This is a genomic window from Pseudomonas sp. GW821-FHT07F01 (assembly GCF_059418825.1).
Genome location: NZ_JBWKQO010000001.1, coordinates 1,314,216 through 1,333,561 on the forward strand (window position 1 = coordinate 1,314,216; position 19,346 = coordinate 1,333,561).

Annotated in this window: 16 protein-coding genes; 6 read left to right on the top strand and 10 right to left on the bottom strand. The window is 64.1% G+C overall.

Features of this window, described 5'->3' with window-relative positions; translation table 11 throughout:
- Positions 1-88: 88 nt before the first annotated feature.
- The 3 genes from AC07R1_RS05800 to AC07R1_RS05810 all read right to left on the bottom strand — a co-directional run bounded on the left by AC07R1_RS05800 (position 89) and on the right by AC07R1_RS05810 (position 4,311).
- On the bottom strand, positions 89-1,537 hold the full coding sequence (locus AC07R1_RS05800) for a serralysin family metalloprotease (RefSeq protein WP_011061494.1): 1,449 nt from the start codon (positions 1,535-1,537) through the stop codon (positions 89-91).
- A gap of 299 nt (positions 1,538-1,836) precedes the next feature.
- On the bottom strand, positions 1,837-2,937 hold the full coding sequence (locus AC07R1_RS05805; RefSeq protein WP_495110257.1) for a DmpA family aminopeptidase: 1,101 nt from the start codon (positions 2,935-2,937) through the stop codon (positions 1,837-1,839).
- Positions 2,938-2,946: 9 nt separating this feature from the next.
- Entirely contained in the window at positions 2,947-4,311 is a 1,365-nt protein-coding gene (locus AC07R1_RS05810) for an APC family permease (protein WP_011061496.1), read from the bottom strand.
- 204 nt (positions 4,312-4,515) lie between these two features.
- Between AC07R1_RS05810 and AC07R1_RS05815 the strand changes: the two genes are divergently transcribed.
- Positions 4,516-5,319: a helix-turn-helix transcriptional regulator gene (locus AC07R1_RS05815; protein WP_015635760.1), complete on the top strand. Its 804-nt coding sequence runs from the start codon at positions 4,516-4,518 to the stop codon at positions 5,317-5,319.
- A gap of 380 nt (positions 5,320-5,699) precedes the next feature.
- Here the strand turns inward: AC07R1_RS05815 and feaR are convergent, their stop codons facing one another.
- The 4 genes from feaR to AC07R1_RS05835 all read right to left on the bottom strand — a co-directional run bounded on the left by feaR (position 5,700) and on the right by AC07R1_RS05835 (position 10,606).
- Positions 5,700-6,638, bottom strand: coding sequence for a transcriptional regulator FeaR (feaR, locus tag AC07R1_RS05820; protein ID WP_019095317.1), 939 nt, complete (start codon positions 6,636-6,638; stop codon positions 5,700-5,702).
- Between the two features lie 149 nt (positions 6,639-6,787).
- Complete coding sequence (locus AC07R1_RS05825) at positions 6,788-7,381, bottom strand: DUF3156 family protein (RefSeq protein WP_401400216.1); 594 nt, start codon at positions 7,379-7,381, stop codon at positions 6,788-6,790.
- Entirely contained in the window at positions 7,347-8,867 is a 1,521-nt protein-coding gene (locus AC07R1_RS05830) for an APC family permease (protein WP_015635763.1), read from the bottom strand. The genes AC07R1_RS05825 and AC07R1_RS05830 overlap by 35 nt, the downstream gene beginning before the upstream one ends.
- A 251-nt stretch (positions 8,868-9,118) precedes the next feature.
- Positions 9,119-10,606 (bottom strand): aldehyde dehydrogenase family protein, encoded by a 1,488-nt coding sequence (locus AC07R1_RS05835; protein WP_320334946.1) that lies wholly within the window; start codon positions 10,604-10,606, stop codon positions 9,119-9,121.
- Positions 10,607-10,890: 284 nt separating this feature from the next.
- Between AC07R1_RS05835 and AC07R1_RS05840 the strand changes: the two genes are divergently transcribed.
- From AC07R1_RS05840 to AC07R1_RS05860, 5 genes are all read left to right on the top strand, one after another.
- Positions 10,891-12,225 (top strand): aspartate aminotransferase family protein, encoded by a 1,335-nt coding sequence (locus tag AC07R1_RS05840; protein WP_019095320.1) that lies wholly within the window; start codon positions 10,891-10,893, stop codon positions 12,223-12,225.
- 175 nt (positions 12,226-12,400) lie between these two features.
- Positions 12,401-13,075 (top strand): helix-turn-helix transcriptional regulator, encoded by a 675-nt coding sequence (locus AC07R1_RS05845; protein ID WP_011061504.1) that lies wholly within the window; start codon positions 12,401-12,403, stop codon positions 13,073-13,075.
- An 87-nt stretch (positions 13,076-13,162) separates the two neighbouring features.
- A complete protein-coding gene (locus AC07R1_RS05850) occupies positions 13,163-13,978 on the top strand; it encodes a molybdenum cofactor biosynthesis F family protein (RefSeq protein ID WP_053151844.1) in 816 nt (271 codons plus the stop codon).
- Positions 13,979-14,056: 78 nt separating this feature from the next.
- Positions 14,057-15,439 carry an aspartate aminotransferase family protein gene (locus AC07R1_RS05855; protein WP_495110258.1) on the top strand — a complete coding sequence of 461 codons (1,383 nt, stop codon included), beginning with the start codon at positions 14,057-14,059 and terminating at the stop codon, positions 15,437-15,439.
- Positions 15,436-16,197: an SDR family oxidoreductase gene (locus AC07R1_RS05860; protein ID WP_019095324.1), complete on the top strand. Its 762-nt coding sequence runs from the start codon at positions 15,436-15,438 to the stop codon at positions 16,195-16,197. The genes AC07R1_RS05855 and AC07R1_RS05860 overlap by 4 nt, the downstream gene beginning before the upstream one ends.
- Before the next feature lie 163 nt (positions 16,198-16,360).
- Here AC07R1_RS05860 and AC07R1_RS05865 read toward each other — a convergent pair whose 3' ends face one another.
- Genes AC07R1_RS05865 through AC07R1_RS05875 form a run of 3 tightly spaced genes read right to left on the bottom strand, consistent with a single transcriptional unit; the run spans position 16,361 to position 19,305 of the window.
- Positions 16,361-17,452, bottom strand: a complete 1,092-nt coding sequence (locus tag AC07R1_RS05865; RefSeq protein ID WP_011061508.1) for a polyamine ABC transporter substrate-binding protein — start codon at positions 17,450-17,452, stop codon at positions 16,361-16,363.
- A gap of 47 nt (positions 17,453-17,499) precedes the next feature.
- Positions 17,500-17,841 (bottom strand): cupin domain-containing protein, encoded by a 342-nt coding sequence (locus AC07R1_RS05870; RefSeq protein ID WP_019095326.1) that lies wholly within the window; start codon positions 17,839-17,841, stop codon positions 17,500-17,502.
- A gap of 57 nt (positions 17,842-17,898) precedes the next feature.
- Entirely contained in the window at positions 17,899-19,305 is a 1,407-nt protein-coding gene (locus AC07R1_RS05875; RefSeq protein ID WP_015635771.1) for an NAD(P)/FAD-dependent oxidoreductase, read from the bottom strand.
- Between the last annotated feature and the right edge of the window lie 41 nt (positions 19,306-19,346).

Consider the following 19,346-nt stretch of genomic DNA (forward strand, 5'->3'; position numbering starts at 1 on the left):
GCTCCGTTCGCCCGGTAGACTCGCTCAGGCCAGGGCCCAAAGCAAGAACGCAGAGCCGCTCGACTGCGCGGCCCTGTGCTCATTTCACTCAGGCGACGATGTCGCTGACCGCTGCCTGGCCCACGGTGCTGACCAGGAAGTCCGCCACGCCATGCCCGGAGAAGTCCACGGACAAGGTGCTCACGCCCCCGGAGGTGGTGAGGATCGCGTCACCCGCCGCGCCGGTGAAGGCGTTGACGAAGTGCAGGCCGGCGCCCTTGGTGATCCCGGTCAGATCGATCTTGTCCAGGCCGCTGACAAAATCCATGATCTGGTCGGCCGCACCCGGCTTGGAGTCGGTGCTGGCGGCGAACACGAAGGTGTCCGAGCCCGAGCCGCCCCACAGCTGATCTGCACCGCCGGCGCCGTAGATGATGTCGTTGCCGGCACCACCCTTGAGCACGTTGGCGGCGTTGTTGCCGATCAACAGGTCGTTGCCCGAACCGCCGATGGCGTTCTCCACGGTCACGCCCTGAGCGATGGAAACGTTACCCACCATGCCGCCAACGTCGGAGAACGAGGCTTCATTGAGGTTGATCTTCTGGTTCTGGGTGAAACCGGAGAAGTCCAGGGTATCGTTGCCGCCACCGTCCCACACCGAGAACACCAGCTTGTCGGAAGACGAGCTGGCGCTGTAGAAATCACGCCCGGTGTTGGAGTTGAAGCCGTAGGTGGTATCGCCGGCACGGGTGCTGTAGTTGGCACCGTAGAGTTTCTGGATAGCCGCGATATCGTCCATCAGCGGGCCGGACGAATAGGCTTCGACCCCGCCCTTACTGAAGTTCTGGCTGGTATTGCTTTCACTCCAGTAGCTCATGACGCTGTAGCCACGGGTGTCCTGGCCGTAGCTGGCGTCCTTGTAGCTGGGGTTGCCTTCGCCGGCGTTGTAGTCGCCAGGGTGAGCCAGGCCCAGGGTGTGACCGATCTCATGGGTCAGGGTCTGACGGCCATAGTTGTTCAGGTCGGGGTTCTTGTTCTGGGTGTAGCTGCTGTTGATCAGGTACCACGAGGTGCCGTCGTAGCCGGCGCCGGTACCTGGCAGGTAGGCAAATGCCGCCGCGCCATCCTGGCCACCGCTGTAGTTGCCGAAGGTCATGTGGGCGTCGCCACCCGAGGCTTTCTCGGTAAACACGACGTTGGCCACGTCCGCCCAGGACTGCATGGCCAGGACTGCCTGGGCCTTCTGCTGGGCGCTGAACTGGCTGAACCCGGAGATGCCATGCTTGTACATGGTGCTCGAGGAAGCCGAGGTCAGGAAGGTATAGGTCAGATCGATCTTGCCGTTACCGTTCAGGTCCTTGTAGGCAGCGCCGTCACGCAGCAGTTGCGTGGCGGCCTGGTCGACCGAGAACGAAGGTTTGCCATTGACCGTGAGATTGCCGCCACGATCGTATTGGTGGCTGAAGCTATTGATCTGGTTATACGCCGAACTTGCTGCGGCCAAAGGCACCAGTTGTTGTTCGGCAGATGCAATAGCGTTCTCTGTTACTTTCGACATAAACACACTTCCTTGTAATCAATGGAACAGTTTTTGTCAGATAGCGACAATCCCTGGCGAGATCGTCCTATCACTCGCCCTAAGCAGGCGCAAGAAAACTGACACAATTTGAAATCAGGCGTCCACTACTTTTTTGACGTCAAATCTCACTGTTCCAGCGAACTCCAGCAAACAATGACTGTACAGTCGAAAGATTCTTTTCCAACTGATTAACGGCAGTCATTGTCCGACAATCTACAATTTAATTATTAAATATCCATATAAACAGTTATGTCGACCGCGTCGCACTTCTTAGTCCGTTAACTTCTGTTCCAACCAGTTAGTTCCAATGTTTCCAGCAACACTTGCGCACTCAGGGCCGGCACTTGCACGCCGTCGGCGCTGGTCATGGGCACCCCCGCCAGCAGGGCGTTGATGATGGCTTCCTCCACCGCTTCGGCGGCTGCGCTGAACAAGGGCGAGATGTGATCGTTGTTGAGCATCGCCAGCGGTGTGCTGAAACCCAGGCCCTTGCGCCCGTAGTCCGCCGTCGGCAAGTCCCGGTTTCCCGTGGCAAAGGCCAGGAAGATATCGCCGCTGGAATCCTCGGTGCCTCCGCCGGTGCGGGCGATGCCGATGGATGCGCGCTGGGCCAGGCGCTGGCACTGGTGCGGCAACAGCGGCGCATCGGTGGCCAGTATCACCACGATCGAGCCCATGCCCGGGGTCCCGCGCTCGGCAAACGGCGAAGGGATATGCCCCAGCCGGCGCCCCACTGGATAGCCATCGACCCGCAGTTCCTCGCGCTTGCCGTGGTTGGCCTGGACCAGGGCACCGACGGTGTAGCCGCCCTGCTCGGCCGTCAGCCGCCGCGACGCCGTACCGATGCCGCCCTTGAACTCATGGCAGATCATCCCGGTGCCGCCGCCGACCGCGCCCTCGGCCACCGGTCCGGACTCGGCGCAGGCCATGGCTTCGCGCACCTGCTGCACACCCACATGCTGGCCCCAGATGTCATTCAACAGGCCGTCGTAGGTTTCCATCACCACTGGCATGCACCAGTACACCGCCGGGTCTTGCAATGCCTCGCGCTCCAGGGCGATCAAGGCATCGCGCACCACGCCCACACTGTGGGTGTTGGTGATCGCCAGCGGCGTGGTCAGGGTGCCGGCCTCGCGAATCCACTCCAGGCCCGTGGCATCGCCATTGCCGTTGAGCACATGGCAACCGGCAAAGCACGGCTGCTGGCGGGCGTGCCCGGCCCGGGGCTGGACCAGGGTAACCCCAGTGCGCACCTGCTTGCCGTCCACACTGGCATTCAAGGTGCTGTGGCCGACCCGCACCCCGGGAACATCGGTGATCGCATTGAACGGGCCTGGCGTCCCCAGGCCCAGGCGGATGCCCAATTGACGTGCTCGCATAACCACTCCTTACAGTTTCTGAAACGCCGGGCTGTACCGGCCGTTGGTGCCATAGAGAATCACCGACAGCGCCAGCAGCCCGATGATGACCATGATGTCCCGCAGGGACGCTTCGAGGAACAGATTGACCAGCAGGTAACCCGCGCCGAGCACCGCCAGCAAGGCCGGCAGCGGCCACAGCGGCATGCGGTAGGGGTGCTCGCGGTCGCGCAGCAGTACCCGGCTCATCAGCGCGCTGAGGGCGACGATCAGGTACACCAGCATGATCAGCAGCACGCTGAAGGACGTCAGGTCCGCCAGGTTCGAGCTGAAGCTCAGCACCGCCGAGGGAATGGCCAGGAACAGGGTCGCCAGCCAGGGTGAATCCCAGCGCGGGTGAATGCGGGTGAACAGGCGATTGATAGTGGGCGTCCACAGCGCATCGCGGCCACTGCTGAACACCACCCGACCGATCTGGATGACGATGGCGACAATGGCATTGAACACCGAAAGGAAAATCCCGCCGCTGACCACCCGGGCCAGGGTCTCGTTGCCATGGCTGGTGAGCAGGTAACCGATGGGGTCGGGGCTGGCGAGCATCGCGCTCAAGGATGGCGCGCCGATCAGCAGCGCGGTGAGCGGCACCAGTTCGATGATCACCACCAGCACCAGGGACCACAGCACCGCCTTGTGCACCCCGCGGCCCTTGCATTTCATGTCTTCGGCCAGCAGCACCGCCGGGCCGTAGCCGTTGTAGGAAAACAGGCCGATGCCCACCGCGCCGATCACCAGTGCCCAGGGCGCCAGTTGCAAGGCGCCGTGATCGACGATCTGCGGTTGCAGCAGAATGCTCACCGGCTGCGAGGCATTGCCGAAGCCGAGCCAGACGATCACCAGCAAGGCCGCCACTTCCAGCAGCAGGCACGTGCCGGTGATCCAGGCATTGAGCTTGATATTGAGGATGCCCAGCAGGTAACTGCAGACCACGATCACCAGGGCCACGGTCTGGGAATCGAAGTTCGTGCCCAGGGCATTGTTCAGGTAGGTGGCGGCACCAGTGGCCAGCACCGGCGGAATGAACAGCAGCATCACCAGCACCGTGAGGAAGGTGGCATAACCGGCCATGCCGCCGAACACTCGCTTGGCGTATACATACTCGCCGCCGGCGCTGTTGTGGGCACGGCCCAGCTCGGCGTAGCAAAAGGCGAACATCAGGGCCAGCAACCCGGCCATGACGAAGGCCAGGAACACCCCGCTACCGGCCTGATGGATGGCGAAGGGGGCGATCACGAACACTGAACTGGCGGGGGTCACACCGGACACGGTGATGGCCACCACATCGAACACACTCAAGGTAGGTTTCAGCGCACCGTCGGGCGCAGAGGGAGAGCTCATATCGTTATCCTCGTGTTTATTGTTGGTCTGAGGCAGAAACGAAATTCATCGGGCGGGTGCGTTCTGGGGCGCACTTGCCGGGAGCTACTCTAGGCAGATGCAGACCATCACCCAATTCCCCTATTGGAGTACTCCCCTTGACGACGGCGGTTAAATCGACGAAACCGGGCCACGACATTTCAGCGGATCAACGGAGCAACGCCTTTGAGTAACCTGTTCAGGGAAGTGGGCCTGCATGCCGGCCTGGGCCGCACCCTCACATTGATCGGCAATCCACGCTTCTGGAAACAGCTGATCCTGCTGCTGCACCAGGCTACGCCGTTCGACAACGCCCTGGCGATCTTCTACCCGCTGGACGGCCCGCCCCGGGCCCTGGAGGAATATGACGCCGAACCCAGCAGCAAGCCGGCGTCCATGCTCACCTACCTCAACGGCCTGTACCTGCTGGACCCCTTCTTCCAGGCCTGTCGCGAAGGCTACCCCAGCGGCCTGTACCGCCTGGAAGAAGTGGCCCCGGACCATTTTCGCCAGAGCGAATACTTTCTCAGCTACTTCCACGACAACGTCCTGGAAGACGAAGTGCAGTTGATTCTGCAACTGCCCGAGGCTGGCACCCTGTCGCTTTCCCTGGGCAGCCAGCGCGTCTTCAGCCACGACGAGATCGGCCTGCTCACCACCTTTTCAGCCTGGGTACTGCCGCTGATGGAGCAGCACTGGCAACACAGCCAGGCCCGCCCCCAAGGCCCTGCGCCCCAGGAAATGGCCAGCCAGATCCGCGACGCCCTGAGCCATTTCGGCAGCGCCGTACTTTCGGAGCGGGAGCTGGAGATAGCCCGCCTGATCCTCCGGGGATTTTCTTCAAAGGCCATGGCGGAACGGCTGAAGATCTCGCCGGACACCATCAAGGTCCACCGCCGCCACCTCTACGCCAAGCTGGATATCTCCAGCCAGCCGGAGCTGTTCTCGCTGTTTATCCAATCCCTGGGGCACGACCTGGAAAATCCGTGATTGCCGGTCTGCCAGCAGCCATCCGCCGCCCGTCATCCGCTATCTGCTATCTGCTATCTGCTATCTGCTATCTGCTATCTGCTATCGGTAGGAGCTGGCTTGCCAGCGAAGGCGCACTCAAGAGCGGCGCATGCCTTGCGGCGTTCTTCGCCGGCAAGCCGGCTCCTACAGACGAAGGCGCACTCAAGAGCGGCGCATGCCTTGCGGCCCTCTTCGCCGGCAAGCCGGCTCCTACAGACGAAGGCGCACTCAAGAGCGGCGCATGCCTTGCGGCCTTCTTCGCCGGCAAGCCGGCTCCTACAGGCGAAGGCGCACTCAAGAGCGGCGCATGCCTTGCGGTGCGGCCGCCGGCAACGACGGCGGCCGCAAGGGCCATGCCGTCAGGCGTTCAGGGACCGGGCGCGGAAATCCCGGGGCGATTGTTCGAAATGCTTCTTGAAGGTGCGGCTGAAATGCGCCGAATCGGTGAAGCCCCATTTGAAGGCAATGTCGGTGATGGATTCGTTGCGCAGGTGCGGATTGCTCAGGTCCGCGGCGCTGCGCTTGAGCCGCGAGCGCTGGATGAAGCGGCAAACGCTGTCCCCCTGCTCCTCGAACAGCCGGTACAGCTGGCGCACCGAGATATTCAGCTGGCCGGCCAGTGATACAGGAGTCAGGCCCGGCTCATTGAGGGACTGGCTGATCAACTGCCGCGCCTGATCACGCAGGCATCCGCCATGCAGGCCCTCGTCAAAGCCATCCAGGCTGTTGACGGTCTGGCGCAAGGTCGGACCGAGCAAGGCAATCAGGGCTTCCTGCAAGGCCTGCCCTTCCTGCTGGGCCGCACAACCCTGCAATTCGCCGGCGCAGATCTGCTCCACCAGCAAACGCATCAGGCGCCCGCTGGCGCAATTTTGCGACAGCTTGCCGAACTTGCGCTGCTGGGCCGGCAGGTGACGGTAGACCTCCTCCCGGCACAGATGGAACGAAGCATGCTCGATCAGGCCATGGGGCACGATCTCGCAGGCTCCGGCGGAGTCCAGCAGCGCCATGTCCCCCGGGGCCAGTTCGACACTTTCGCCGCCCTGGCTCAAGCGCGCATGGCCGCTGCGCTGGATGATGAGGAAGCAATGGCGATCGTCCTCATGATCGACCTTGGTGCTCTGGCGGGAGATCAGCCCGGCGTTGGTGCGGATCTGCGCCACCTCCAGCCCGGCGTAATCCTGCATGCCCACTTCACCAATGAACAAGGCGGGATTGCGCGCCGGACGGGCATCGAATCGACCGCAGACGCCCTGCAGGGCGCCCACCCAGGAACTGAAACTATGCGAAGCAAGCACTGTGCACCTCCAGAAGCCGGTTCCAACCGCCTTTGTTGTTATGGCGATATCATTAACATGTTATCTATTTGCCAGGCAAGGCGCCTGACAGCATGGATAGTCTGTTATGGCTTAAGCAGGCTGTATGCCAGCGCTTACGGTTATGTCCCTCAGAAATCTCGCAGTAGCTTGTACAACTCAGTGAAGCTGCCCAGTAGCGCCACCCGCTGTTCAGCGCTCAAGCGGATATAGCGGCGGAACCCGGGCAGGCGGTTGACCACTTCGCTGGCGCCGAAATGCTCCAGGTGCACCTGCCAGCCCTGGGCATCGCGCCGCAATTCCAGGTGTTTGAAATCCAGGGACAACAGGTACTCCAGCAAGCGCTGGTCACTGCACAGGCGCTGCAGCAGCGGCGCCCATTCAGCGTCCTCCCCCGTGAGCAGCCGAGCTGCGACACCCTGGCGGCGGATCGCGCCAGTGTGACGTAGACGGATCCGCGCCTGCCGGGCCGTGTCGCAAGGCACCGGCAGGCGCCACTCACAGGCCACGATGTGCATCAGGAACTGCGCCTGGGCGCGCTCTTGCACCTCGAACCTCAAACCGTTTTGCGGGCAATGAAAACCGCCCTGCACCTGGCTCCGTGGAGTGAAATCGAGCCCCGCCAGATCCCGACGCAACTGCCCCAGGGTCAGCCCCGGGCGATAGCCCGATGGCGCGCGGTTCCACAGTTCAAAGAGGTTTTGCCGCCAGCTTGAAAGATTCATCAGGCGCGCTCTCCCGTAGGTTATGGGCGGTATCCGGGTTCAGGCCCAGCGCCTGTTCCAGCACCTCCTCCACCGGCACCGGGCGAAACGGATTGACCTTCTGCACCAGCAGGGTCCAGACCAGCGCATAGATCGCGGTCAGGCCCAGCATGCTGCCGAAAGGCACATAGATGTCCCGCGGATTCATGCCCGGCGGCGTGATGAACCACATGCCCAGCAGGATGCCCACCGAAGACAGGATCTGCGGCAGCGGAAACCACGGCGACTTGTAGGCCCGGGGCAGGTCCGGCCGGCGAATGCGCAGCATCACCACTGACAGGGTGACCAGCAGATAGGCAGTGCTCCAGGCACAGACCGCCGCCAGCACCAGGTGCATGATGCTGTCGGTGCTGCCCCCCAGCCACCAGGCATGCAGGCAGGGAATCAGCACGGCTACGGCAATGCACAGCAACGGCGTCTTGAAGCGCGGGTGCAGGTAAGTGAAGACCTTCGGCAACGCCCCATCCAGAGCCATGCCGTAAAGGATCCGCGGCAAACCGGCCATCAGCGTGTTGATGGTGGCGGCGCCGGCGAACAGCAGGCCGATGCCCAGCCAGATACGGCCGAAGGGCCCCATGATCTGCTCGGCAAAATGCGGAATGGCCATGGGCGTATCCAGCAGGTGCACGCTGCCATCCTCGCTCAGGGCGATGTTTTCCACCTGGCGCTTCATCGCCGCGCCATAGATGAACATGCACACCGCTACCCCCACCAGCCCCAGGGCCATGGCCCGGGGAATGGTCTTGGCGGCCTTGCGCACATCCGGCGTCAGGGGCGTGACGAATTCACAGCCGACGAACATGAACATGGCCATGCCCACCAGAGACAGGATGGTCGGCAGGTCGGTACCCACCATCGAGGCGCCGAACCAGCCATCGAGCTGCACCGCCGGTGCCTTGAGCACCCCGAGCACGCCAAAGATGATCAGGGTGGTCCACATGCCGAAGGTCAGGATCACCTCGGCACGGCTGAAGGCGGTGATGCCCACGGCGTTCAGCGCACCGAAGAACAGCACCAGCCCCACCCCCACCAGCCAGGCACTGCCGCTCTGCTCCAGCAGGGTGTTGAGGGACTCGAAGTTAACCAGGGCCATGACTCCACTGAGAATGGTCTCCGCGGTACCGGCGAACACGTGCACGATCAGGTAGGCGGACAAGGTCCCGGTGATGGCGAAAAAACGCCCCAGGCCACAGGCCAGGTAGTCATAGACCGAACCGTTGGTGGGCAGCAGGCAGGCCGCTTCGGCGAAGGTGGTGGATTGCGCCAGCATCATCACCAGGGCGATCACCATCGCCATGGCAAAGGCGCCGCCGCCGATACCAAAGCCCGTGGTGGCCGTGAGGATCACCGGGCTGGCCATGATCAAGCCCACGGCACTGGCCAGGGCCGTGGGAAAGCCGACTACACCTTGATCCAGGTGGCGACTGAGTCTGTCGTTGAGCGACATGGTGGTAAACCTCGAAAGCATGGGTTGATGATTGTTGTTCTAGGCATTTCAAGGGCACGCCTGATGGCGGAGTGCTTGGCTGTCTGACGCAGCTGTCTTCATGTTCACACCCTGTAGGAGCTGGCTCGCCACGAAGGCGTCGGCAAGATCACCGCCCAATCCGGGGGCCTCTTCGTCGGCCAGCCGGCTCCTACACTAAACCGGTTGGCCCTGCCCCCGCAGGGGCCGGCTGGCCGGCGAAGGCGTTCGGCTCAATAAGCGATGCACACCGACTTGTTCTCGGTGTAGGCCTCTATGGCCGCATGGCCCATCTCGCGACCGATGCCCGACTGCTTGTAGCCACCGAAGGGCATCGACGGGTCCAGCATGTTGTGGGTGTTGACCCAGACAGTGCCGGCCTTGATCTGCGGAATCAGCTGCATGACCCGCCCCAGGTCGTTGGACCAGATGCTCGCCCCCAGCCCGTACTGGTTGTCATTGGCCAGGCCCACCACTTCGTCCAGGGTGTCGAACGGCGTGGCCACCACCACCGGGCCGAAGATCTCCTCGCGCACCAGTTGCTGGTCGGCGTGCACATCGGCCACCACCGTCGGGCGCACATAGAAGCCCCGCTCGCCATGGGCGACACCGCCACAGAGCAGCCGGGCGCCCTCTTCGACTCCGCGCCGGACCATCTGTAGCACGCGTTTTTGCTGCTTGGCGGAAATCAGCGGATTGATCTGTGCCTGCTCGTCCAGCCCCGGCCCGATGCTCAGGGACCCGGCAATGGCCACCAGGCGCTCCAGCACCTCGTTATAGATACGGCGCTGGATGTACAGCCGCGAACCCGCCGTGCACACCTGCCCCTGGTTGAAGAAGATCGCCCCGGCGGCGCCGGCGGCGGCGGTCTGCGGGTCGCAGTCGTCAAGCACGATCACCGGCGATTTGCCGCCCAGCTCCAGGGAAAAACGGGTCATGTTGTCCACCGCGGCATGGCCGATCAGCTTGCCCACCTGGGTCGAGCCGGTGAACGCCAGCTTGTCGATTCCCGAATGGGCGGCCAGGGCCGCGCCGGCCTGGGCGCCACTGCCGGTGACCACGTTGACCACCCCGGGGGCGATCCCCGCTTCCAGGCACAACTGGCCCAGGCGCAACGCGGTCAGCGGGGTTTCGTCCGCCGGCTTGAGCACCACGGTGCAGCCACAGGCCAGGGCCGGAACGATTTTCCAGATGGCCATCAGCAGCGGGAAGTTCCACGGCACTATGGCCCCCACCACGCCCACCGGCTCCGGCACGGTGTAGGCCCGGTACTGCGCCCCGGGCACTGCGGCGATGGAGACATCCAGGCTCTTGCCCTCGATCTTGGTGGCCCAGCCGGCCATGTAGCGGGTGAACTCCGCGGCCGCTCCCACCTCCAGGGCCCGGGCCAGGTGGATCGACTGGCCGTTGTTGAGGGTTTCCAGTTGCGCCAGTTCCTCGCCATTGGCTTCCAGCAGGTCCGCCAGCTTCAGCAGCAGGCGCTCGCGGTCGGCGGGGCGCTGCGCCTTCCAGCTACCCTCGAAGGCCCGACGTGCGGCGTTCACCGCCAGGTCGATATCGGCCTGGGCGGCTGCCGCGACCTCGGCCAATTGTTCGCCACTGGCGGGGTTGTACACCGCCATCCGCGCACCGCTGAGGGCCGGCTGGCTGTGACCGTCGATCAGCAGGCCATGCTGACTGTCTATGAATGCAGCGACACGTGGGTCGATGGCAACGCTCATCTTGAATCCTCGCAGGTAGACCTAGTTCGAGATGGACTTTGAGCGCAAAGGCGCACGCCGTCTTGACCCTGGCTGCCGCGAAACTTGGCCCTGGCTGCCAGCCCCGCCAGGGCCTTCGCTGGCAAGCCAGCCCCCGCAGGTGCGCGCCATTGGCCGGCGAACAGGCGCGCAAACCCGCCACTGGCAGCCTGGGTCAAGTGCCCTGGCACACAGAGGCAAGCCAGGGGCGCATAAATGACGCACTAATATCTCCACGCTGTCCGTGCGTTATCAGGAGACTCAACGTGAGCGAACCAAGCCGTTTCTGGCACCCCATGCTGCACCCCAACGAAATGAAGCAACGCGAGCCGATCCGCATCGTCCGTGGCGACGGCTGCTATGTGTATGACGACAAGGGCCACCAGCTGGTGGATGGCGTTGCCGGGTTGTGGAACGTCAACGTCGGCCACAACCGCAAGGAAGTGAAGGCGGCGATCACCGCGCAACTTGATGAACTGGAATACTTCCAGCTGTTCGACGGGGTCAGCCATCCCCGGGCCGAAGAACTGTCGCGGGTGGTGATGAACCTGCTGGAACCCGAGGACATGCGCCGGGTGGCCTTCAGCTCCGGCGGCTCGGACGCCATCGAAAGCGCTTTGAAGCTGGCCCGCCAGTACTGGAAGCTCGAAGGCCAGGCCGACCGCACCAAGTTCATTTCCCTGCGCCAGGGCTACCACGGCACCCACTTCGGCGGCGCCTCGGTCAACGGCAACACGGTGTTCCGCCGCAACTACGAGCCGCTGCTGCCGGGCTGCTACCACATCGATACCCCCTGGCTGTACCGCAACCCCTACAGCCAGGACCCGGAAGAGCTGGGCAAGATCTGCGCCGACCTGCTGGAGCGGGAAATCCAGTTCCAGAGCCCGGACACCGTCGCCGCCTTCATTGCCGAGCCGATCCAGGGCGCTGGCGGCGTGATAGTGCCACCGGCCAACTACTGGCCGCTGATCCGCGAAGTCTGCGACAAGTACGGCGTATTGCTGATCGCCGACGAAGTGGTCACCGGCTTCGGTCGCAGCGGTTCGATGTTCGGCAGCCGCCTGTGGGGCGTCAAGCCCGACATCATGTGCCTGGCCAAGGGCATCACCTCGGGCTACATCCCCCTGGGCGCCACGGTGGTCAACCGGCGCATCGAGGAAGCCTTCGAGAAGAACGCCAACTTCACCGGGGCCATCATGCATGGCTACACCTACTCCGGGCACCCGGTAGCCTGCGCCGCCGCCCTGGCGTGCCTGGACATCGTGGTCAAGGAGGACCTGCCGGCCAACGCCGCGAAAATGGGTGACTACATGCTCGACAAGCTGCAGCCCTTCGTCGAGCGCTTCGACACCGTCGGCGAAGTGCGCGGCAAGGGCCTGATGCTGGCCCTGGACCTGGTGGCGGACAAGACCACCCGCGAACCCATCGACCCCATGAGCGGCTACGCCAATCAGGTGGCACAGATCGCCCGGGACAACGGGGTCATGGTGCGCCCGGTGGGCACCAAGATCATTCTCTCGCCGCCCCTGGTGATCCAGCAGGCACAGGCCGATGCCATAGTCGACGCCCTGGCCGAAGGCTTGAGCAAGGCCCGCCGCTAACCCCGGCCGCAGGCTGCGATCGAGGCAATCACGATCGCAGCCTGCGGCGCTGGAGGCTTGCCAGGCACGCCCAGCAGGGTTTCACTGTGGCAGTCCGGGGTCCGGACAGGATCAATCCACGTCCTTGCGCCCCTTTCACCGAGCCACTGCCCCAGGTGCAGCCAGGAGCCATCCGATGAACGCACCCGCCTCCCTGCCCGGCCCCCATGAACTGGGCCACCGCTGCATCGCCGCTTTCACCCGGGTAGTACCCGCCAGCCTCTGCGCCTTCTACCGCATCGATGCCCAACTGCAGGCTCGGGATTTTTCGCTGTACCGCATGCCGGAGCAGATGCACCAGGCCTACCTGCAGCACTTTCGCCACTACGACCCCCTGCAACCTCGTCACTGCGCCGCGGCGGGGCGCCCGGTGCTGTCTCTGCACATGGGCATGGCCCACCAGGGCCATCACGAGAGCGAGGTTTATCAGGGGTTCCTGCAGCGCCATGGGGTACTGGATGTGGTGGAAATCCTGGCCTGCGATGGCGAACGGCCGGTCGCCGGCCTGTCGCTGCTGCGCGACGTCGGGCTGGGGCACTTCAGCGTGGAGGAACTGGGCACCCTGCATGCCTTGCAAGGCCTGCTGGAGATTGCCGCCCTGGCGCCCTGGTCCCAGGTCGATGAGCGCCTGTCGGGCCTGACACCCCGGGAGCGGGAAATCGCCTGGCTGCTGCGCGACGGCGCAGACAACAAGACCATCGCCCGGCGCCTGGACCTGGGCCTGCCCACGGTCAAGACCCACTTGATCAACCTGTTCCGCAAGGTCGGCGCCAGTAACCGTACGGAGCTGGTCAGGGCGCTGTTCCTGTAAAGCCCGGGCACTTCAACCATAAGGTTGATGGGCAACCCGGGGCTGGCGGCCGAACATGCAGCTCTCCTTGCTGACAAGAGCCTTGCCATGAACCCGCAACCTGAATGGATCACCGTCGGAGCCCTCGCCGACGGCTTTGCCGAAGACAATCACATCCTCCCGGCGGTCGACGACCTGGCCGGTCGCCGCCTGACCCTGCACTTCGACAACCACTGGCAGATCGAACACCATTTCGCCGCCCACACCCTGCGCTGGAACAACGTCGGGGAAGCGGCCGGCGCCGAGTTGCCCTATCGCGCAACCTGCCTGCGCCCCGGCATCTACCTGGTGGACTTCCTCAAGCACGAACAGGGGCAGATCCACTCGGTGAGCCTGGTCCTGGACCTTGAGCAGCAATGCTTCAGCGCCGTCATCGGGCAGATGCCCAGCCAGGCCGAATCCAGCGTCGACCTGTTCAGCCGGGCCCTGGCCGGTGGCGAGCTGACCTCGGTCAAGGCCCAGTTTCTCCACGGCGCCATCGACACGCCGGTCACCGCCAGCACGCCACGCCATGAACCCACCGATGAACTGGTGGGCCTGCGCAACCGGTACATCTACAGCGCCAGCGAGGCCTACGAGCACATCTACCTGAATGCCAACTTCTACAGCTGGCAATGCCTGCGGGGCGTCGAACAGGGGCTGGCGGATACCGACCGCTGCCACTACTACAAGATCGCCGAGCAGCTGTACCTGTTCGTCTGGCGAGAAAAGATCGTCCCGACCCTGGGCCTGGTGCTGATCGACCTCAAGGCCGGTCGCAGCGACGGCAAGATCTTCGGCTACCAGGGTGCCGACTTCAGCAGCGCCGCCAACTTTCCGGTGGGAGCCCTGGCAGAGGTGCTCAACCGTACCCGGCACCGCTGATACCCGCCCCCTGGCTCCAGGCTGCCGGCCCAGGCCGGCACCTGGGCCAGCCAGCCCTCTTCCTCACAGGACACTGCCATGACTCTGGGCCTCGATCTGCAACGCGTCGCCAGTTGCTACCAGACCGAACTGCAACTGTTTGCCGAGAAACACCCGCGCTCCGGCGCTTTCTACCAGGAAAACCTCCAGCATTGGCTGTACGGCGCGCCCTTGCACTGGATGCAGCAATGGCCCGGCTCCTACCCGATCATGGTGGCCGACGCCCAGGGCGCGACCCTCACCGATTGCGACGGTCATCACTACGTGGACTTTGCCCTGGGTGACACCGGAGCGATGTTCGGCCACGCCCAACCGGCGGTCGCCGCTGCCATCGCCGAACAGGCACTGCATGGTTCGACCCTGATGCTGCCCACGGCCGACAGCCTGTGGGTCGGCAAGGAACTGACCCGGCGCTTTGGCCTGCCCTACTGGCAGGTCACCACCTCGGCCACCGACGCCAACCGTTTTGTCCTGCGCCTGTGCCGGATGATCACCGGGCGGCAGAAGGTCCTGGTGTTCAACTGCAACTACCACGGCAGCGTCGACGAGTCCCAGGTGGAGTTCGACGCCCAGGGCCAGATGATCCCGCGGGACGGCGTGCACGCCAACGGCCTGCAGCACCAGGCCACCACGCGGCTGGTGGAGTTCAACGACCTGCCGGCCCTGGAAGCGGCCCTGGCCCATGGCGACGTGGCCGCGGTACTCACCGAACCCTTCATGACCAACGTCGGCATGGTGCCGCCAGCCCCGGGCTTTCATGATGGCCTGCGGGAGCTGACCCGGCGCTACGAGGTGCCGCTGATCATCGACGAGACCCATACCCTGTCCTGCGGCCCCGGCGGCTATTGCGGCGAGCACAGGTTGCAGCCGGATTTCTTCGTTCTCGGCAAATCCATCGCCGGTGGCATTCCCACGGCGGTCTGGGGCGCCAGCCAGGCCATGGCCGAACGGATCTGGCAGGTGCTGCCGCATTTCCAGCCGGGCCAGGCGATCAACCATTTCGGCTTCGGCGGCACTCTGGCCGGCAACGCCCTACAGATGGCGGCCATGCGCGCCACCTTCAGCGAAGTGATGAACGAGGCCAGCTACGCCCATATGTTCCATCTCGCCGAGCGCCTGCGGGCCGGGGTCGAAGCCATCATCCACAAGCACCGCCTGCCCTGGCACGTGACCCGCATCGGTGCCCGGGTCGAATACCTGTTCATGCAGCAGCCTCCGCGCAACGGCGGCGAGGCCCATCATGCCCGCCATGGGCTGATCGAAGCCTATCTGCACCTGTACCTGCTCAATCGCGGGGTGTTGCTGACGCCGTTCCACAACATGGCGCTGCTGTGCCCGACCGCCAGCGAGGCGCAGGTCGACCTGCACAACCGCCTGCTGGACCAGTGCCTGGCCCAGGTTCTGCCAGGAGCCGGCTCATGAGCCAGGATCTGCGTGGGCGCATCGCCCTGGTCACCGGTTCCGGCCAGGGCATCGGCCGGGCCATCGCCCAACTGTTCGCCGCCCAGGGGGCCAGGGTCATGCTGGCGACCCGCAGCGCGGCATCAGGCGATGAAACCCTGCGGCTGATTCGCCAAGCCGGCGGCACCGCCGAACTGCTGCCTGTGGACCTGGGCACCCGCAATGCCGCCGAACAGGCAGTGGCGGCAACCCTGGAGGCCTTCGGCGGCCTCGACCTGCTGCTGCACAATGCCGCGATCTTTCCGATGCAGAAGCTGGCCGAACTGGAGGATGAAACCCTGGACAGCACCCTGGCGGTGAACCTGAAAAGCTGCTTCTGGCTGACCCGGGCCGCCTTGCCGGCGTTGCGCCGGTCCCAGCAGCCGAGGATCGTCATCACCTCCTCGGTCACCGGCCCGCGCACGGCGATTCCCGGGCTCGCCCACTACGCGGCCTCCAAGGCCGGGGTCAATGGTTTTATCCGCGCTGCCGCGCTGGAGCTGGCGGAATATGCAATCACGGTCAACGGCGTGGAGCCCGGGCTGATTGCCACCCAGGCCATGGACAATCTCGGCGACGCTTCGACCCTGGCTTCGAGCATTCCCCTGAAGCGCCTGGGCAGTGCCGAGGATATTGCCTGGGCCATGCTGTTCCTGGCGTCACGGCAAGCGGGCTATATCACCGGCCAGACCCTGGTGGTGGATGGCGGCGCCCTGCTCCCGGAAAACACCCAGCTATAGAAACTGCCGCCCTCCACACCGGCACCTAAGAGGCGGACCGGCTGGCGCCCTCCATGGAGAACGACGGGCGTAGGAGCTGGCCTGCCAGCGAAGGCGACCCCGAGTACAACACAGGGCTTGAGGCCCTCTTCGCCGGCAAGCCGGCTCCTACAAAGGGGTCAGGTCAGCTGCCGCTGCGGATCTTGTTCCACAGGCGGGTGCGGATGCGGTCGATGTCCAGCGGCATGGCCTCCAGGGCAAACAGCTTGTCCATCATTTCCGGGCTCGGATAGACCTTGGTGTCGTTCTTGATGGCCGGGTCGATCAGGCTGTCGGCCTGCAGGTTGCCATTGGCGTAGTGCACGTAGTTGCTCACGCCGGCCATCACTTCGGGGCGCAGCAGGTAGTTCATGAAGGCATAGCCGGCCTGCTCATCCGGGGCATCCACTGGCATGGCCACCATGTCGAACCAGATCGGCGAGCCTTCCTTGGGAATCGAGTAGCCGATCTCCACCCCGTTCTTCGCCTCCCTGGCACGGCTTTCCGCTTGCAGGATGTCGCCGGAGAATCCCACCGCCACGCAGATATTGCCGTTGGCCAGGTCGCTGGTGTACTTCGACGAGTGGAAGTAGCTGACATAAGGCCGGACCTTCATCAGCAACGCCTCGGCCTGCTTGTAGTCAGCCGGGTTCTTGCTGTGGTGCGCCAGCCCGAGGTAATTGAGAGCGGTAGGGATCAGTTCCGGGCCGTTGTCGAGGATCGCCACCCCGCACTTCTGCAGCTTCTGCATGTACTCGGGCTTGAAGATCAGGTCCCAGGAATCCAGTGGGGCATCGTTGCCCAGAACTTCCTTGATCTTGGCCACGTTGTAGCCAATGCCGGTGCTTCCCCATAGGTAGGGGAAGCCGTGCTGGTTGCCCGGGTCGTTGACCTCCAGGGCCTTGAGCAGCACCGGGTTGAGGTTCTTCCAGTTGGGCAGCTGGCTCTTGTCGAGCTTCTTCAGTGCCCCGCCCTGAATCTGCCGGGCCATGAAGTGGTTGGAAGGAAACACCACGTCATACCCGGATTTTCCGGTCATCAACTTGCCGTCCAGGGTCTCGTTGCTGTCATAGACGTCGTAGGTGAAACCAATCCCGGTTTCCTTCTGGAAGGCCTTGGTGGTGTCCGGGGCGATGTAGTCCGACCAGTTGTAGATCTTCACCGTATCGGCCTGGGCCAGAGACGTGGCCAGGAACAACGGGCTGAGCAATAGCAACGCGCAAGTCTTGCGGATCATGAGTCGATACCTGTGGCTGGTTTTGTTGTTGGCAGGCAATCAAGGGATCAGAAAATCAAGACGTAGGTCTTGCGCACCGTTTCCTGGATATCCCAGATCCCGGTGCTGTTGGCCGGCAACATCAGTGCATCGCCGGCTTCTATGTGCAGGGTTTCGCCGTTGTCCGGGGTGAAGGTGCAACGGCCCTGGATGAAGTGGCAGAACTCCTGGGCGACGATCTGCCGCCGCCAGCGCCCCGGGGTGCATTCCCAGATGCCGGTCTCGACCCCGTCGTTGCGTTCGACGGCGGTCACCGAGGTCACGGCCACCGGAGTGCCCAGGGGCACCGCCACTGGTGCCGATTCGGCCAGGGTGGCGGTGGCGGTTTGCTTGAATTGGGTGATGCTCATGGTTCTACCTTTCGACGGGAAATTCGAACGGACAGCGTTCGGTACATAGAGGCCGGCTCAGTGCATGAAACCTTCCATGAAGCCGGCGATCCGGCTGGCCATCCTGCGCCGCCATGGAGCCGAGGCCGGGTTGGCCAGGGTCTGGTCCTCGTGGACGAAGCTGCGAATGATCGCGTTGTAGCCCAGCCAGCGGCACGGCTCCGGCTCCCAGGCCCGCAGGGCCTCCAGGCCGCACTCGGGCATGACCCAGGGTTGGTGTACCAGAGGGCTGTCGCGTTCCAGGATCAGGTCCGCCAGGGTCCGGCCGCCGAGGTTGCTGGCACCCACGCCCTCGCCGCCATAGCCGCCGGACAGGGCGATGCCCTTGCGCCGGTCGCAGAGCATGTGCGGCTTGAAGTGCCGGGACATGCCCAGGTTGCCGCCCCAGGAATGGCTGATGCGCACGTTCTTGAGTTGCGGGAACAGCTCGCCGAACAGGTAGCGGCGCAGTTCCACTTCGTCACGGGTCAGGTCGAAGTCATGGCGCAGCTTGCTGGCGAACTGATAGCCGCCCCGGGCACCGAACACCAGCCGGTTGTCCATGGAGCGCTGGCCATAAGTCACCTGTCGGCTGCTTTCGCTGAAGGCCTGGCCCTGGCTCAGGCCGATCTCTTCCCAGACGGACTCCGCCAGCGGCTCGGTGGCCACCAGCAGGCTTTGCACCGGCAACTGGTAGCGGCCCAGGGGCGGCAAGGTGACCGAATAGCCTTCCACTGCCGGCACTATCCAACGGCTGCGCACCGAAGCCTGGGCCGTCTGCAGGCTGCCGGACTGCCAATGGGTCACCGGGCTGTTTTCATAGAGGGTCACCCCCAGGCGCTCAACCGCCCGGGCCAGGCCGCGCACCAGCTTGGCAGGCTGGATGGTGGCGCAATGCGGGGCATAGATACCGCCATAGGGCTTGGCCAGGCGGATCTGCTGGGCCAGTTGCTCGGGGTTGAGCCAGCGGTAGTCGTCCTGGTTCAGGCCCTGGGCATAGAGCTTGTCCAGATAGTGGCGCAGGCTGGTTTCCTGCTCCGGGTAGCGGGCGGCGCAATACAGCACCCCGCCCTTGCGGTAATCGCAGTCGATGCCCTCACGTTCGATGACATTGGCCACTTCATCAGGGATGCCGTGCAACAGGTCGAAGGAGGCCCGGCGCTGCTGCGGCGACAGAGCGGCCAGCAGCCGGTCCTCTCCCAGCAGGTTGCCCATCAGCCAGCCGCCATTGCGGCCCGAGGCACCAAAACCGGCGGTTTGCGCTTCGATCACCGCAATATTCAACTGCGGCGCCTGGCGCTTGAGGTAATAGGCGGTCCACAGCCCGGTATAGCCGGCGCCGATGATCGCCACGTCCAGGTCCAGGTCTTGCGCAAGCTGCGGCCGCGGCAATAGCGGCTCGTCGAGCTGGTCCATCCACAAACTGATACTGCGCCACGCTGGCATGCAAGCACTCCGCAACCCGAATTTCGAATGCGGCGATCCTA

What these genes read in the sequence shown, in the direction of transcription:
- AC07R1_RS05800 (WP_011061494.1), bottom strand. Translation starts at nt 1,537, where the DNA reads ATGTCGAAAGTAACAGAGAACGCTATTGCATCTGCCGAACAACAACTG.
- AC07R1_RS05805 (WP_495110257.1), bottom strand. Translation starts at nt 2,937, where the DNA reads ATGCGAGCACGTCAATTGGGCATCCGCCTGGGCCTGGGGACGCCAGGC.
- AC07R1_RS05810 (WP_011061496.1), bottom strand. Translation starts at nt 4,311, where the DNA reads ATGAGCTCTCCCTCTGCGCCCGACGGTGCGCTGAAACCTACCTTGAGT.
- AC07R1_RS05825 (WP_401400216.1), bottom strand. Translation starts at nt 7,381, where the DNA reads ATGAATCTTTCAAGCTGGCGGCAAAACCTCTTTGAACTGTGGAACCGC.
- AC07R1_RS05830 (WP_015635763.1), bottom strand. Translation starts at nt 8,867, where the DNA reads ATGTCGCTCAACGACAGACTCAGTCGCCACCTGGATCAAGGTGTAGTC.
- AC07R1_RS05835 (WP_320334946.1), bottom strand. Translation starts at nt 10,606, where the DNA reads ATGAGCGTTGCCATCGACCCACGTGTCGCTGCATTCATAGACAGTCAG.
- AC07R1_RS05845 (WP_011061504.1), top strand. Translation starts at nt 12,401, where the DNA reads ATGAACGCACCCGCCTCCCTGCCCGGCCCCCATGAACTGGGCCACCGC.
- AC07R1_RS05850 (WP_053151844.1), top strand. Translation starts at nt 13,163, where the DNA reads ATGAACCCGCAACCTGAATGGATCACCGTCGGAGCCCTCGCCGACGGC.
- AC07R1_RS05855 (WP_495110258.1), top strand. Translation starts at nt 14,057, where the DNA reads ATGACTCTGGGCCTCGATCTGCAACGCGTCGCCAGTTGCTACCAGACC.
- AC07R1_RS05860 (WP_019095324.1), top strand. Translation starts at nt 15,436, where the DNA reads ATGAGCCAGGATCTGCGTGGGCGCATCGCCCTGGTCACCGGTTCCGGC.
- AC07R1_RS05865 (WP_011061508.1), bottom strand. Translation starts at nt 17,452, where the DNA reads ATGATCCGCAAGACTTGCGCGTTGCTATTGCTCAGCCCGTTGTTCCTG.
- AC07R1_RS05870 (WP_019095326.1), bottom strand. Translation starts at nt 17,841, where the DNA reads ATGAGCATCACCCAATTCAAGCAAACCGCCACCGCCACCCTGGCCGAA.
- AC07R1_RS05875 (WP_015635771.1), bottom strand. Translation starts at nt 19,305, where the DNA reads ATGCCAGCGTGGCGCAGTATCAGTTTGTGGATGGACCAGCTCGACGAG.